Consider the following 14,332-nt stretch of genomic DNA (forward strand, 5'->3'; position numbering starts at 1 on the left):
CATGCCTAAACGTACTGACATCAAGCGCATCCTCGTCATTGGTTCGGGCCCCATCGTCATCGGCCAGGCCTGCGAGTTCGACTACTCCGGCGCCCAGGCCTGCAAGGTGCTCAAGGAGGATGGCTTTGAGGTCATCCTGGTCAACTCCAACCCGGCGACCATCATGACCGACCCGGGTCTTGCCGACCGCACCTATGTCGAGCCCATCACCGCCGAATTTATCGAGCGCGTAATCAAGAAAGAGCGCCCGGACGTGCTGCTGCCCACGCTGGGCGGCCAGACCGGTCTGAACGCCGCCGTCGAGCTGGCGAAAGACGGCACGCTCGACAAGTACGGCGTCGAGATGATCGGCTGCGACCTGGCCGCCATCGAGCGCGGCGAGGACCGCAAGCTCTTTAACGAGGCCATGGCCGAGATCGGCCTGGAGGTCGCGCGCTCGGGCTATGCCTACAGCGTGGCCGACGCCGAGGCCATCGCCGAGCGCGTGGGATATCCCTGCGTACTGCGCCCGAGCTTTACCCTCGGCGGCGCCGGCGGCGGCATCGCTCACACCCACGAGGAGCTCGTCTCCATCGTGAGCCAGGGCCTTGAACTCTCGCCTGCCCACGAGGTGCTGGTCGAGGAGTCCATCGAGGGTTGGAAAGAGTACGAGATGGAGGTTATGCGTGACCACGCCGGCAACGGCATCATCGTGTGCTCCATCGAGAACCTCGACCCCATGGGCGTGCACACCGGCGACTCCATCACTGTGGCGCCGGCGCAGACGCTCTCCGACCTTGAGTATCAGCGCATGCGCGTGGCCTCGCTCGCCATTCTGGAGAAGATTGGCGTCGAGACCGGCGGCTCTAACGTGCAGTTTGCCGTGAACCCCCAGACCGGCCGCCTGATCGTCATCGAGATGAACCCGCGCGTGAGCCGCTCGTCCGCCCTCGCTTCCAAGGCCACGGGTTTCCCCATCGCCAAGGCCGCCGCGCGTCTGGCTGTGGGCTACACGCTCGACGAGATCGTCAACGACATCACCAAGGCTACGCCCGCCTGCTTTGAGCCCACAATCGACTACTGTGTGGTCAAGGTGCCGCGCTTTGCCTTCGAGAAGTTCAAGGGAACCGACCCCACGCTCACCACGCGCATGAAGGCCGTGGGCGAGATCATGGCGATCGGCCGCACCTTTGAGGAGGCCTTTGGCAAGGCCATGCGCTCGCTGGAGGACGGCCACCAGGGCATTTGCGCCGGTGGCAAAGAGGGTGCCGATAAGCTGAGCGACGACGAGCTTGCTCAGGCCGTGGCCACCCCGACCGAGCATCGCATCTTCTTTGTGGTCGAGGCCCTGCGCCGTGGCTGGGACATTGCTCGCATCCATGCCATCTGCGGTATCGATCCGTGGTACCTCAACCGTATCAACGATATGGTGCAGGTCCAGGAGAGCATCCGCGGCCTGCGTGTGGAGGATATCGACGCCGACGCGATGCGCCTGCTCAAGCAGTACGGTACGAGCGACGCCGAGATCGCCGCGCTGACCGGCTCGGACGAGCGCTTTGTGCGCGCCTATCGCAAGGGTCTGGGCGTGGTTCCCAGCATGAAGACGGTCGATACCTGCGCTGCGGAGTTCTCGAGCGCCACGGAGTACCACTACAAGACGTACGAGAACATCTACCGCACGAGCCCGGATGCCAAGAAGTGCGTGGCTCCCGACGAGACCACGCCGGCGGACAAGCCCAAGGCGATGATCCTGGGCGCCGGCCCCAACCGTATTGGCCAGGGCATCGAGTTCGATTACTGCTGCGTGCATGCGAGCTATGCGCTGGCGGCCCGCGGCTTTGAGACCATCATGGTCAACTGCAATCCCGAGACCGTCTCGACCGACTACGACACGTCCGACCGCCTGTACTTTGAGCCGCTCACCTACGAGGACGTCATGGACGTTATCGACGTTGAGCGCCCCGATGGCGTCGTGGTGACGCTTGGCGGCCAGACCCCGCTTAAGCTGGCGCGCATGCTCGAGGAGAGCGGCGTGAACATCATGGGCACCAAGCCCGATGCCATCGACTTTGCCGAGGACCGCGAGCGCTTCGCCGCTCTGCTCGACAAGCTGGGTATCATGTACCCGCCGGCGGGCCAGGCCACCTCGTTTGAGGAGGCCGAGGTCGTAGCCGCGCATATTGGCTACCCGCTGCTGGTGCGTCCGAGCTACGTGCTGGGCGGCCGCGGCATGATGATCGCCTACGATGCCGAGCATCTGCGCGATTACATGGCCGAGGCTGCGCGCATTAGCCCCGACTACCCGGTGTATCTGGACCGCTTCCTGGAGGGCGCGATCGAGTCCGATGTCGACGCCCTGTGCGATGGCGAAGAGGTCTACATCGGCGGCATTCTGGAGCATATCGAGGAGGCCGGTATTCACTCCGGCGACTCTGCGACCTGCATTCCGCCGTTCAGCTTTAGCGAGAGCCTGCAGGCAAAGCTTCGCGAGACCACGCGCCGCATCGCGATGGCGCTGGGCGTACGCGGCCTGGTTAACGTGCAGTACGCCATTAAGGGCGAGACCGTCTACGTGATCGAGGCCAACCCGCGTGCCAGCCGTACCGTGCCGTTCATCTCCAAGGCCACCGGCGTGCCGCTGGCCAAGTGCGCGGCGCGTATCATGGCAGGCGATTCCATCGCCAGCCTGGGCCTGCCGAGCGACGAGCGTCAGCTCGATTGGTTCTGCATGAAGGAAGCCGTTATGCCCTGGGGTCGTTTCCCGGGCGCTGACGTTATCCTGGGGCCCGAGATGAAGTCGACGGGCGAGGTCATGGGTATCGCCAAGAGCTATCCCGAGGCATACGCCAAGACGCAGCTGGCGATTGATTACAAGCTGCCCGACCCGAGCGCCGGTAAGGTGTTCATTAGCGTGTGCGACCGCGACAAGCGTCATATCCTTTCGGTCGCGCGTATCCTTCGCTACCTGGGCTTTGATATCTGCTCCACCGAGGGTACGGCGCGCGTGCTGCGCGGCGGCAACGTGACGTGTGAGGTCGTGGAGAAGATTAGCGGCCCGCACGATGGCGAGCGTCCCAACATCGGCGACCTGATCGCCGACGGCAAGATTGCGGTGATCGTCAATACGCCGTATGGCCCGGGTTCTCGTGGCGACGGCTATCTACTGCGCACCGAGGCCGTCCGTCGTGGCGTGACCTGCGTGACGGCGATGTCTGCCGCCAACACGTACGTGAGTGCCATCGAGGCGGTGCGTGAGGACCAGCAGGGTCACGGTAGCGCCAACGACATGGGCATGGACGTCATCGCCCTGCAGGACCTGCCGCAGCACACGGTGTAGTTGACCTGGCCGGCCGGGGCGGCAGCCGGACACTTTCTCTCGGAAACTGGGCTTCGCGAAGTTTTCCGAGAGAAAGGACCGCCTCCCGCCCCGGCCTGCGGTGACTCGGTGGCACCGTGTGCTGCCGAAGGGGCTTTGAGCGATGACTAGGGCTGATAAACTGGTAGCCGCTGAGCGCCACGGGGTCCTCGCGCTGGGAGTAGGTGTGGATGAGGGCAGACGAGACAGCGTAGGAGACAGCGGCAATAAGGATGAAGCCCTCGCCTGTGAGCGTGACGGCGCCGCCGCTATCGCCACCAGTGAGGTTGACGATAACGACTCCGGTAAAACCTATAGCGCAGCCGAGGACTTTGCGCGCAGTGAGCCGTTCTTGCCGGAACACGAGCGCTGCCATCAACACGCAGAGAAACGTGTTCATAGCGTTGACGATTGAGCCGCGCACACCCGAAGCGTTTGAAACGCCGATATAAAAGAAGGCGTACTGCACGATAGTTTGGGCAAGCGAGAGTCTGATAACGAGTGGCCATCCCGTGCGTGAGACGCGAGGCAAGCGACGTCTTGTTATGACTGCAGCGGCAAGTGCGATAGCGCCGGCAAGCATAAAGCGCACGCCAGCGAAGAGAAACTCCGATGGTACGTCGCCGTTTTGGATGCCGAGAAGCTCGTAGCCGATCTTGATGCAGGGGATCGCACTGCCCCAGAGCGCGCAGCAGATGAGGGCGAGCGCAGCTACGCACCATGTGCGCGTGAGAGGGTGGCGCGCGGAGTCGGCGTAAACATCGCAAGAGCTGGCGTCGAGTGCGGATGAGGGTTTGGACATACATCTCCCAAACGAGGCGAAGCAGAAAACGCCTCTATGGTACGCGCAATTTTGTGTCCGCACGCGTTGATAGCATAGAACGCGTCATGGAACACAAGTTCGTAAGAAGAGGAGAACGCCATGATGTCAGAGATTACGGGCTATCGTGAGGAAGTTCAGACCATCAAGACGGCGATATTGCGTGCGCAGTATGCTGCGGCGAAGAGCGCCAACGCTCAGCAGCTGCAGCTCTATTTCGCCGTGGGAGGCTACGTCTCCGCCAACACGCGCAATGGCACGTGGGGAACCAACGCGCTCAAAACCATCAGCGAACAATTGCGGAAGGAGCTGCCAGGACTCAGGGGCTTCTCCACAACAAGTCTCAAATATATGCGAATCTTCTTTGAAGCTTGGTCTGCTCCGGGCGATGAACAGGCGTTTCTCGATTCGTCACTCGTGAGTGACGAATCTTCAGACGGTGGCCTTCTGCAAATTCGTCACTTGCAAGTGCCGAATTCAAACACATGTTCTCTCGATGATTTTTTAGCGATTGGGTTTACCCATCATCGGTATATCCTTGCAGGTGCTAAGACCCTTGACGAGCGGCTCTTCTACATTCACAAGTGCGCATTTGAGCACTTAAGTGTGGAGGCGCTCAAACGCTCGCTGAAGGCGGACGACTTTCATCATCAAGGAGAGGTCTCCAACAACTTCCTCTCAACGCTGCCAAAGGGTCAGCAGGCGCTGCGCGCTATCGCCACGTTCAAGGACGAGTATCTGCTCGACTTTATCAATGTTGAGGAACTCGGGGTGCGCGATGCGGAGGATGTCGACGAGCGCGTGTTAGAGCAAGGCATCGTGCAGAATATCAAGCAGTTCATCATGACGTTCGGTCGAGCCTTCGCGTTTGTGGGAAACCAGTACCATCTCGACGCCTTTGGCATCGATCAGTACATCGACCTCCTGTTCTTCAACCGCGACCTCAACTGTTTAGTTGCAGTCGAGCTCAAGAGCGGCCCCTTCAAGCCGGCCTATCTCGGCCAGCTCTCTGGCTATCTACGCATCCTGGACGACTTTGAGCGTCGCGAGCACGAGAATCCCTCCATAGGCCTTGTGCTTTGCAAAGACATGGACAAGGGATTTGTTGACTATGTGATCCAAGACTTCACAAAACCCATGGGTGTGGCCACCTATAAGACGTCGAAGGATATGCCACGAGAGTTGCTCGATGCTCTGCCGCCCATCGATGACTTACGGATGTTGCTGGAGAGGTCTGATGGGTAGCGGTAGGAATTGTTCGGTGTTAGAAGCTTATTTCGCTTATGGCCTTGAGCTTTGCCGATGAGCATGGGGTGGGGAACGTATCAAGGCAGAGTTTGTCATGCAATGAGTATGACAAACTCTGCCTGGAGGAGAGGATACTTCCATGGCAATTGTCCACCGCAATGCTCTCAAGCATGGTTTGTCTGAGAGGGAGGTTCTAGATAATGACTGAGTACAAACTAGCTGATGGATCGGTCCTGACAGACGAAGATATCGAGCGCGAGAGCGTAGAGTTTGAGCAAGAGATTTGGACGGGTCGTCTTGAGCGCATCCATGTCAGGCCTAGCGTTGTTGCTGATGAGCCGCTTGTTGCAGTTACCGTGCGCTTTTCGGCATCCATGGTGGTGGCAATCGACCGAAAGACGGGGGATCGATCCGATTTTATTCGGCGGGCCGTTTTCCCTGCGCTGTAGTAACGTTGCGTCTCCTAAATCGACCTTGGTTTCGTCGAGGAGGTAGATCTTGAGGATGAGGTGTCCTGCTTCGGTGAACCCGTTCTCGAAGACGGGCAGCACGCGCGACACGGACTACCGCGACCTCCTGACCTTCCGCGACGGGGAGTAGCGGCTTGGCGGTGTGCGGCGCCGGCACGTGACGGTGGCGGGCATGAGGCTTGGCCTTCGCGACGGCATGTTCTTTAGAGTTTGCGGTGCATGATGGCACGGCCGTTTTCAAATCGTGAAACATTGCCCGGGAATGAGTAACAGGCTTTGGTTCGTACATCCGTTATAACGGGAGTTGCAAGAAGTGACATCCGTGACGAGAGGTTGAACTCATGACTCAGCACCGGTTTCCCGAAGGTTTCCTCTGGGGTGCTTCCACCAGCGCTTTTCAGGTTGAGGGTGGGTATGATGAAGGAGGCAAAGGTCCGGCAACCACCGATCGCGGCCCGGGGCGTCCCGGCATCGCCGATAACAAGATCGCCTCGGACCACTATCATCACTGGCGTGAGGATGTCGACCTCATGGCCGAGCTCGGCATCAAGGTCTACCGGATGGGTTTCGCTTGGAGCCGCATCATGCCCGATGCCTCGGGGGATCCCAATCCTGAGGGCTTGGCGTTTTATGACCAGCTGATTGACTACCTGCTGGAGCGAGGGATCGAGCCCTTGGTCACCCTGTATCACTTCGAATGTCCGAGTGCGTTGGTCGAGGCCTTCGGCGGCTGGAAGAGCCGTAAGATGATCGACTTCTATGTGCGCTATGCCGAAATCTGCTTCACGCACTTCAAGGGGCGCGTCAAGCGCTGGGTTACCGTGAATGAACAGCTAATTGCGACCTCCGCGCCCAGCAACACGGGTGACACCGAAACCGATCCGCGCCAACGGCAGAAGAACGCCTACCAGATGAGCTATCATGTCGCTCTTGCCGAGCATCGCGCCATCGCGTGTCTGCGACAGATCGACCCCGATGCGCAGATCGGCCCCGTTGTCGCCATGCAGGTGGTCAACCCGCGGACGAGCGCTTCGGCGGATGTGCTTGCGGCCATGAACGCCGAGGAGATGATGCAGAACTACCTGCTCGACCTGAGTGTGCGCGGCGACATCTCGCCTTATGCGCGCTATTACCTGGAGCGCGAAGGTTTCTACCCTGTTGTTGAGTGCGGGGACCACGACATCCTGGTCGCGACGAGGCCCGATTTTCTTGGGGTGAACTACTATTTCAGCAATTGTGCGCATGAGCGCACGGAGCCCATCCGCTTCGACCGGTTCCCTCCGTGGTCGGGCGGGGATTTCGAACTCTGCGATAACCCTGCGATCGCGCCGACCGAGTGGATGTCGAACGGCATCGACCCCCTTGGGCTTCGCGTGGGCATGCGCAAGCTCTACGATCGCTACCAGCTTCCGATGATCGTCACGGAGAACGGCATGGCGCTTTCCGAGTCACTTGACGAGGAGAACAGGGTGCATGATGCCGTGCGCATCGAATACCTTTCACGACATTTGGGCGAGGTCGAGGAGCTCATTCGCGAAGGCTATCCCGTCTTCGGCTACTGCGTTTGGAGCCTCATGGATCTATGCTCAAGTCATCAGGGGTTCACTAAGCGCTACGGCCTTCTGTATGTCGATCGCACGGAAACCGATGCGAAGCAATGCGCTCGTTTCAGGAAGGACAGCTTCTTCTGGTATCAGGACGTGATTAGAGAAAACGGCTTGCCCTGCTGAGCGTCGGTGGTCCGACGAGATTACTCGCCAGTACCGGAATCGGCTCCATAACGCCTCAGGTATTCCATGACTATCAAGTCGATGGCGGCAAGCGCACCGAACTTGCCCGTGTCGATGTTGTTGGTCACTCCGCAGCTCAGTATGCAGGAGGCATGGTTCCAGTAGGCGCTTGAGGTGTTTTGTGTGATGGCGAGAAGACGACAGCCGGAGGCGGCGAGTGCGTTGACGATTTCTGGATAACGAATGGGGTATGTTCCCCCTATGCTGCAAATGATGGCGAGGCTGGATTTGGTGAGCGATTGCGCGCAGGCGAGCTGCGATGAATAATCGAGGTAAAGCTCGGTGGGGCGGTTCATGATGGTGAGCCTGCTTTGGAAGTAGCGGCCCACGTCCCAGAGGAAGTGGTGGGAGAAGAACGCGACATGCCCGCTGTCGTGCAAATCATCGACAATGGCGGGCAGTTTCGCGATGTTTGCCGCCGAGATGGTCGTTTCGATATTGAGCAGGATCGCCTCCCGGTAGGATGCCAGAGCGCCTTCCGTGTCGTTTGACAGCTGTTCTACAAAGGCATGTGGAAACAACCCGGTTTTGAGGACGTCATGTTCAAGCTGGTTGCGCAGGTCCTTGAAATCAGCGAAACCCATAAACCGGCAGAATCGCGACACTGAAGCCTTCGAGACGAAGCACATGTCGGCGATTTCTCCAATCGAGAGCTCGCTCAGCTTGCTGTAGTTTTTCACCAGCGTGGTCGCTATCTCGTAGTTGGTGTCGTGCTGCATTGCGGTGTCGATGTAGTCAAGCAACCGTTCGGCAACCGATCCCATCGAGATGGATTTTTCCATGATGGCTGTCCCCTTTATGCTCAGTGGCCCGAATAAGAGGGCCTCATTTGACCAAACTATAGCTCAAACATGCCGGTATTCCTGCGGAGTTTCACGTTATGAAACTCGCGTAGCCATCTCGCAACCTTGTGGCACAGCATGTAACCGATTTTGGATATAGCCGGCGTCATACTTAATGCAAGAAGAGACGACGAAGCTTGCCGCCCCGCCGGAACACGGCATCGGCTCTACACAGGGCATCGCTTCGTTGCTTTGCCGCTCGACGAGATATCGGTTGAGGAGGATCGGATGAAGCGGTTATTGCTGCGCGCCGACGATTTAGGTTACAGCGACGGTGTTAATTGCGGGATAGCGGCCGCGGTCCAAGCGGGGCTCATTCGCTCGGTGGGCGTCATGACCAACATGCCGCTTGCAGAAAGCGGTTTGGCGCGCCTGCAAATCAAGGATCTCTGCTTGGGCCAGCACACCAATATCTGCACGGGTAGGCCCCTCAGCGATTCCTCGCTCATCTCGAGCATCGTTGACGATGATGGCAATTTCAAGCGGAGCTCAGCATATCGCGCCGCCGCGCGGGCTGGGGAGGACTTCGTGGTGCTTGACGAGGTCATTATCGAAATCGAGGCGCAGTATCGGCGATTCCTTGAGCTCGTCGGGCGTGAGCCCGATTACTTCGAGGGACATGCGGTCGCAAGCCCCATGTTCTTCCGCGGCCTTGAGATCGTTGCCGAGCGTCACGGCCTGCCCTATTTCGCGATGGGTGCTCCGGGCGAGCCAGTCACCTTTCGCTCGACGCCGGTGCTTTCCTATGTTCCCAAGGATTTCTCGTCATATGAAGCGGATCCCTTTGCGGCGCTTCGAGAGGCGCTTGAAACGACACCGGAAGGGATATGCCGTCTCATGGTGTTTCACCCAGGTTATATCGACGCGTACTTGCGAGATAACTCGACCATGCTCGAGGCCCGCATCCGGGAAGCCGCGATGCTTGTCGACCCTGATGTCGCCGCATGGCTTGCAGAGCAGGACGTGGGGCTCGTGACGTACGCGGACCTGACGTAAGCTTCCGCTGGGGCAATCTCGCCAATTCACGCTGAATGGCGTACTGCCTGAAGCACGTCGTTGTGATTTTGAAGAGAGGTGGATGCGCTATCTAGAGGGGAAGATGCCGCACGCGGGCATCGATAGAGTTCACTGCAAAGATTGGAGCTGAAACATGGCGGTATTCGACAAGATCCAAAACATAATGGATAAGACAATCGCACCTGTGGCAAGCAAGGTTGCTGACAGCAAGATGCTCGACGCCCTCATGGGCGGCATGATGTGCACGCTGCCCATGACCCTTGGCGTCTCGGTTATCGCGATTCTCATCAACTTCCCCATTCCGGGGTTCTCCGATTGGGTGGTTTCGAGCGGTCTCATGGCGACCGGCAACTCCATCCTCACCGTTACCATGAACATGATGGGTATATACATCTCCTTCTTCATCGGTTTGAGGTGGGGTAAGGTATGCGGCCTTAGCGGTTATACCGGTGGCATCGTGAGCGGCGCGGTGTTTTTGGCATTCATGCCGCAGCAATCGTTCGAGGATATTCCCATGGCGAGTTTCATCAACACGTCGTACATGGGATCGAACGGCATCTTCGTCGCCATTCTGCTTGGCCTGATCGTGCCGAAGGTGACAGCCATTTTGATGAGCAAGCTTGAAATCAAGCTCCCCGATATGGTTCCGCCCATGGTTGCAGACTCGCTGTCGCCGATGTTTGCCGCCATCGTGCTATTCACTGCGGTGTGGTTTGCCAAGTGGGGTCTTTCTTTCACCCCGTGGGGCAACCTGTTCGATATGATCAACACCTTGATCGGCACGCCGGTCACGATGGTCGGTGCCTCTCCTTTGGCCTATATCATCGTGTGCTCGCTGCAGTCGATCTTCTGGTTCTTCGGTGTCCACCCCAACGTGATGCTCAACTTCTACGCTCCGGTAATCATGGCTTGCAGCGCTGCTAACACCGAGGCCATCATCGCGGGCGAGGCACTGCCCTATGGCGCTTGGGCCGTCGTCGCGCTCGGCACCGCCATCGGTGGCCAGGCTAACGCCCTGGGCATCAGCATCTCGCTGCTCTTCACCAAGTCCGAGCGCTTCAAGGCGATTCGCGGCATCGCGCTTGTTCCGTCGCTTTTCAATATCTCCGAGCCGCTCATGTTCGGTCTGCCGGTCGTGCTGAATCCCACGTACTTCATCCCGTTCGTGCTGAACATCCCGGTCTGCGCCATCGTGGTCCAGGCGCTTTACGCCCTCGGTCTTGGGGCTGCGTTCAATCCCACGATTCAGCTTCCCTGGGTGCTTCCCCAGCCGGTCATCGCATTCATGCAGGGCGGCATCGGGTGCCTGGTGATCTCGGTTGCGGTTTTGGCGGTGTCGGTGCTCATGTATACCCCCTTCACCCTTATGGCTGATCGCCAGGCGTTGCGAGAGGAGCAGGCCGCTCTCGAGGAATCGGCCGCATAGGGATTTTCATATTCACACCATCATTTTCCATGAGGTTGGGAGCGTAGGATGAAACATATCGTACTTATGTGCGCCGCGGGCGCTTCGACGAGCATGCTGGTACAGCGCATGCAACAGACGGCTGAAAAAGACGGTTTCGTGTGCACCATCGAGGCGCACCCTGTCAACCAAGCGGCGGAATATGCGGATAGCGACGTTATCCTGCTGGGACCGCAGGTTCGCTTTGAACTCAACAAGGTGAAGAATCAAGTGAACTGTCCGGTGGAGCCGATTGATATGACAGCGTATGGGACAATGAACGCCGAGGCCGTGCTCAAACAGGCTCGAAAGTTGCTGGGGGCATAGCCATGTCAGAGATCAAACAAGAAGCGATCGATCAGTTTGAAATGACGTGCTTCTCTATCGTCGCTCAGGTGGGGAGCGCGCGCAGCTGCTACCTCGAAGCGATAACCTGTGCCGAGAATGGTGATTTTGAGGCCGCCCGGAAACTTATCGACGAGGGCAACGTGGTGTTCAACGCAGGCCACGACGCTCACATGAAACTGCTTCAGCAAGAGGCCAGCGGCGAGGAGCTGCCGTTTCGCATCATCTTGCTGCATGCGGAGGATCAGCTCATGAGCGCTGAGGGCTTCCGTATCCTTGCCGAGCGCTTCATCACGGTCTATCAACGCATGGGTGCAAGCGCCTAACTGATTATCTGACGGGAAGCCGGGACTGCCATGCAGCCCGTCTTCCCGTTTCATGAAGATGTTTTCACGATCGAGGAGGTACCCAATGGCATTTCCGGAAGGTTTCCTGTGGGGTGGCGCCACCGCCGCCAACCAGTATGAGGGCGGCTGGGAAGAGGGCGGCAAAGGACCGAACACCTCGGACGCCATGACCAGCGGTAGCCATACGGTGTCACGGCAGATAACGTGGCGTAATACCGCGACAGGGGAAACCGGCGCGCTTCCCGTGTATGCGGTTTGCGAGGAGGGACTTCCTGAAGGGCTGGAGGTGGCGGTGGTTGATGGCTACTACTATCCCAGCCACACGGCCACCGACTTCTACCACCACTACGCCGAGGACATCGCCCTCATGGGCGAGATGGGCTTCAAGTGCTTCCGCCTGTCCATGAACTGGGCGCGCATCTTCCCCACGGGCGAGGAGGCTGAGCCCAACACCGAGGGTCTAGCGTTCTACGACGCCGTGTTTGACGAGTGCGCTAAGTACGGCATCGAACCGCTCGTGACGCTCTCGCACTACGAGACCCCGCTCGCGCTCGTGAACAAGTACGGCGGTTGGAAGAGCCGCGAGCTCATCGACCTGTTCGTGCGCTACGCCACCTGCGTCATGAAGCACTATCAGGGCAAGGTGAAGTACTGGCTCACCTTCAACGAGATCAACATGATGAGCATGGGGAGCTTCATGGCGGGCGGGCTTACGGATGGGAGCCCCCATGCGAAGGCCCAGGCGGCGCACAACCAGTTCGTGGCGTCTGCCCTTACGGTTCGGTCGGCGCACCAAATCTCCCCTAAGATCATGGTGGGTCAGATGCTCGCGTACAACCCCATCTACTCCTATTCCGCCGACCCCGCCGATCATCTGCTCGCCATGGAACGCGAGCGTGACGCGCTGTGGTATGCCGACGTGCAGGTGGGCGGCCACTATCCCGCCTATCGCTTGAGGGAGATGGAGCGCGCGGGCATCAAGCTGGAAATGGGCGAGAACGACCTCGAGCTTCTCGCAACCTATCCGGCAGATTTCCTGTCGTTCTCGTGCTACGGAGGCTCGACGGTATCGTTGCGCCAGAAGGAGCTCGAGGTCGCGTCCGGCAATCTCGCTTTCGGCATGGTGAAAAACCCCTACCTCGAGACCAACGCCTGGGGCTGGGCGACCGATCCGTATTGCCTGCGCATCGCCTTGAACGAGCTCTACGACCGCTATCACAAGCCGCTTTGGATCGTGGAGAACGGTATCGGCTGGAGCGACGAGGTGAAGGCCGACGGCTCCATCCATGACGGCTACCGCATCGACTACCTGCGCAAGAACATCCAGAGCATGGAGGATGCCGTGGAACTCGACGGCGTGGACCTCATGGGCTACACCATGTGGGGCTGCATCGACCTGGTCAGCGCCGGCACGGGCGAGATGCGCAAGCGCTACGGCTTCGTCTACGTCGACCGCGACGACGAGGGCAAGGGCACGCTCGCGCGCAGCCGCAAGGACAGCTTCTATTGGTACAAGAAGGTCATCGAGAGCAACGGCGAGGACCTGGACTAACCCTATGGGACAGGGGATAAGATTATGGACTGCTATTTCGGTATAGATGCGGGCGGCACTCAGGTGAAATGGGCGGTGGTGAACGCCGACTACCACATTGAGGAGCACGGAAGTATCCCAACATGCACCTCGCCCGCCGACCAGGTTATCGAAACGTTCCGCTCGGTGATCGAGCCCCATCGCGCCCGGGTGAGGGGTGTGGGAATAAGTATGCCCGGAGTCTTTTCCGAAGGCGATTCCGATGGCGTGGTTGGGGGAGGCGGCGCCCTTCACTGTTTGGACGGATATCCGCTCGGTCGCATCTTGCGCGAGAGCACGGGGCTTCCCGTAACCATCGAGAACGATGCGATGTGCGCGGCACTGGGAGAATATGCCGTCGGCGCGCTGAAGGGGGTCTCCCTGGGGTTGATGGTGGTGATCGGTACGGGTCTCGGCGGTGCCATCGTTGTTGACGGTCACATCTTGCGAGGCGCGCACAATCTCGCCGGCACCGTGTGCTTTGTGAGCAACGATGTGCGCAAGCCCGTGACCTTTGGGTCGGTGTACGGTGATGTCACCAGCTGGCGGGCGCTCCGAGACCAGGTGTGTGCGGCGAAGGGGATTGATCCGACCGATGATATCGACGGATATCGGATTTTCTCTTGGATTGAAGAGGGGGATGAGGACGCTCGTCGCGGTCTGGATGCATACGCGTTGGTCTTCGACAACATGCTGATGGGGTTGCAGTCGGTCATCGACCCTGAGGTCATCGTGGTCGGCGGCGGAATCAGCGCCCGTCCCGAGCTGTTTGAGGCATTTGAGCGCATGATGGATCAGGCTCACGTTCTTCCCATCATACCGAGGCCCTGCATCAAGCCAGCACAGAACGGCAACGATGCCAATTTGCTTGGCGCTGTGCGCACGCTGCGCCGCTCGCTTGGCGAGTGCGATTGATTGGCGGCTGGTGGCCCGACTCGCGGCCTCCTGTCCTAAAAAAAGAGTATGGGCTCCTTCGTTCATTCGAACGAAGGAGCCCACGTTTTGTAAGGGGCCTCCTGGCGAATTTTCATTCGCCAGGAGGCCTTTTGCTGTTGATCGAGAATGTCGCTGGACAGTTAGTTCAGATACGTATTTTTCAGAGGGT

12 protein-coding genes are annotated in these 14,332 nt (G+C 59.1%); 10 read left to right on the plus strand and 2 right to left on the minus strand.

Annotated elements, in window-relative coordinates:
- Position 1: 1 nt before the first annotated feature.
- The gene (carB, locus tag AB5758_RS02865) at positions 2-3,316 is read left to right on the plus strand and encodes a carbamoyl-phosphate synthase large subunit (RefSeq protein WP_368152504.1); all 3,315 of its coding nucleotides are present in this window, start codon (positions 2-4) and stop codon (positions 3,314-3,316) included.
- On the opposite strand, the gene AB5758_RS02870 is transcribed toward carB, so the two are convergent.
- Entirely contained in the window at positions 3,279-4,136 is an 858-nt protein-coding gene (locus tag AB5758_RS02870; protein WP_368141102.1) for a DMT family transporter, read from the minus strand. The two genes, carB and AB5758_RS02870, sit on opposite strands and share 38 nt — an antisense overlap.
- A 120-nt stretch (positions 4,137-4,256) precedes the next feature.
- Here AB5758_RS02870 and AB5758_RS02875 point away from each other — a divergent pair, with 120 nt between their 5' ends.
- From AB5758_RS02875 to AB5758_RS02885, 3 genes are all read left to right on the plus strand, one after another.
- Positions 4,257-5,399 carry a PDDEXK nuclease domain-containing protein gene (locus AB5758_RS02875; protein ID WP_089572600.1) on the plus strand — a complete coding sequence of 381 codons (1,143 nt, stop codon included), beginning with the start codon at positions 4,257-4,259 and terminating at the stop codon, positions 5,397-5,399.
- A 203-nt stretch (positions 5,400-5,602) separates the two neighbouring features.
- Complete coding sequence (locus tag AB5758_RS02880; RefSeq protein ID WP_368141103.1) at positions 5,603-5,851, plus strand: hypothetical protein; 249 nt, start codon at positions 5,603-5,605, stop codon at positions 5,849-5,851.
- A 362-nt stretch (positions 5,852-6,213) separates the two neighbouring features.
- Entirely contained in the window at positions 6,214-7,602 is a 1,389-nt protein-coding gene (locus AB5758_RS02885) for a glycoside hydrolase family 1 protein (protein ID WP_161155933.1), read from the plus strand.
- Positions 7,603-7,622: 20 nt separating this feature from the next.
- On the opposite strand, the gene AB5758_RS02890 is transcribed toward AB5758_RS02885, so the two are convergent.
- Complete coding sequence (locus AB5758_RS02890; protein ID WP_368141104.1) at positions 7,623-8,444, minus strand: MurR/RpiR family transcriptional regulator; 822 nt, start codon at positions 8,442-8,444, stop codon at positions 7,623-7,625.
- A gap of 252 nt (positions 8,445-8,696) precedes the next feature.
- On the opposite strand from AB5758_RS02890, the gene AB5758_RS02895 reads away from it, so the two are divergent.
- From AB5758_RS02895 to AB5758_RS02920, 6 genes are all read left to right on the plus strand, one after another.
- Positions 8,697-9,500 carry a ChbG/HpnK family deacetylase gene (locus AB5758_RS02895; protein WP_233502133.1) on the plus strand — a complete coding sequence of 268 codons (804 nt, stop codon included), beginning with the start codon at positions 8,697-8,699 and terminating at the stop codon, positions 9,498-9,500.
- Positions 9,501-9,684: 184 nt separating this feature from the next.
- Positions 9,685-10,947, plus strand: coding sequence for a PTS sugar transporter subunit IIC (locus tag AB5758_RS02900; RefSeq protein WP_161155939.1), 1,263 nt, complete (start codon positions 9,685-9,687; stop codon positions 10,945-10,947).
- 66 nt (positions 10,948-11,013) lie between these two features.
- Positions 11,014-11,292, plus strand: coding sequence for a PTS sugar transporter subunit IIB (locus AB5758_RS02905; protein ID WP_368155360.1), 279 nt, complete (start codon positions 11,014-11,016; stop codon positions 11,290-11,292).
- Between the two features lie 2 nt (positions 11,293-11,294).
- The gene (locus tag AB5758_RS02910) at positions 11,295-11,636 is read left to right on the plus strand and encodes a PTS sugar transporter subunit IIA (protein ID WP_089572593.1); all 342 of its coding nucleotides are present in this window, start codon (positions 11,295-11,297) and stop codon (positions 11,634-11,636) included.
- Between the two features lie 85 nt (positions 11,637-11,721).
- Positions 11,722-13,209 (plus strand): glycoside hydrolase family 1 protein, encoded by a 1,488-nt coding sequence (locus tag AB5758_RS02915; protein ID WP_089572592.1) that lies wholly within the window; start codon positions 11,722-11,724, stop codon positions 13,207-13,209.
- A gap of 24 nt (positions 13,210-13,233) precedes the next feature.
- Positions 13,234-14,142: an ROK family protein gene (locus AB5758_RS02920; RefSeq protein ID WP_089572591.1), complete on the plus strand. Its 909-nt coding sequence runs from the start codon at positions 13,234-13,236 to the stop codon at positions 14,140-14,142.
- The last annotated feature ends 190 nt before the right edge of the window (positions 14,143-14,332 follow it).

This window comes from Collinsella aerofaciens (genome assembly GCF_040926405.1).
Taxonomy (GTDB): domain Bacteria; phylum Actinomycetota; class Coriobacteriia; order Coriobacteriales; family Coriobacteriaceae; genus Collinsella.

Bases quoted from the DNA above. Each gene is read 5' to 3' on its own strand.
- carB (WP_368152504.1), top strand. From the start codon at position 2: ATGCCTAAACGTACTGACATCAAGCGCATCCTCGTCATTGGTTCGGGC.
- AB5758_RS02870 (WP_368141102.1), bottom strand. From the start codon at position 4,136: ATGTCCAAACCCTCATCCGCACTCGACGCCAGCTCTTGCGATGTTTAC.
- AB5758_RS02875 (WP_089572600.1), top strand. From the start codon at position 4,257: ATGATGTCAGAGATTACGGGCTATCGTGAGGAAGTTCAGACCATCAAG.
- AB5758_RS02880 (WP_368141103.1), top strand. From the start codon at position 5,603: ATGACTGAGTACAAACTAGCTGATGGATCGGTCCTGACAGACGAAGAT.
- AB5758_RS02885 (WP_161155933.1), top strand. From the start codon at position 6,214: ATGACTCAGCACCGGTTTCCCGAAGGTTTCCTCTGGGGTGCTTCCACC.
- AB5758_RS02890 (WP_368141104.1), bottom strand. From the start codon at position 8,444: ATGGAAAAATCCATCTCGATGGGATCGGTTGCCGAACGGTTGCTTGAC.
- AB5758_RS02900 (WP_161155939.1), top strand. From the start codon at position 9,685: ATGGATAAGACAATCGCACCTGTGGCAAGCAAGGTTGCTGACAGCAAG.
- AB5758_RS02905 (WP_368155360.1), top strand. From the start codon at position 11,014: ATGTGCGCCGCGGGCGCTTCGACGAGCATGCTGGTACAGCGCATGCAA.
- AB5758_RS02910 (WP_089572593.1), top strand. From the start codon at position 11,295: ATGTCAGAGATCAAACAAGAAGCGATCGATCAGTTTGAAATGACGTGC.
- AB5758_RS02915 (WP_089572592.1), top strand. From the start codon at position 11,722: ATGGCATTTCCGGAAGGTTTCCTGTGGGGTGGCGCCACCGCCGCCAAC.
- AB5758_RS02920 (WP_089572591.1), top strand. From the start codon at position 13,234: ATGGACTGCTATTTCGGTATAGATGCGGGCGGCACTCAGGTGAAATGG.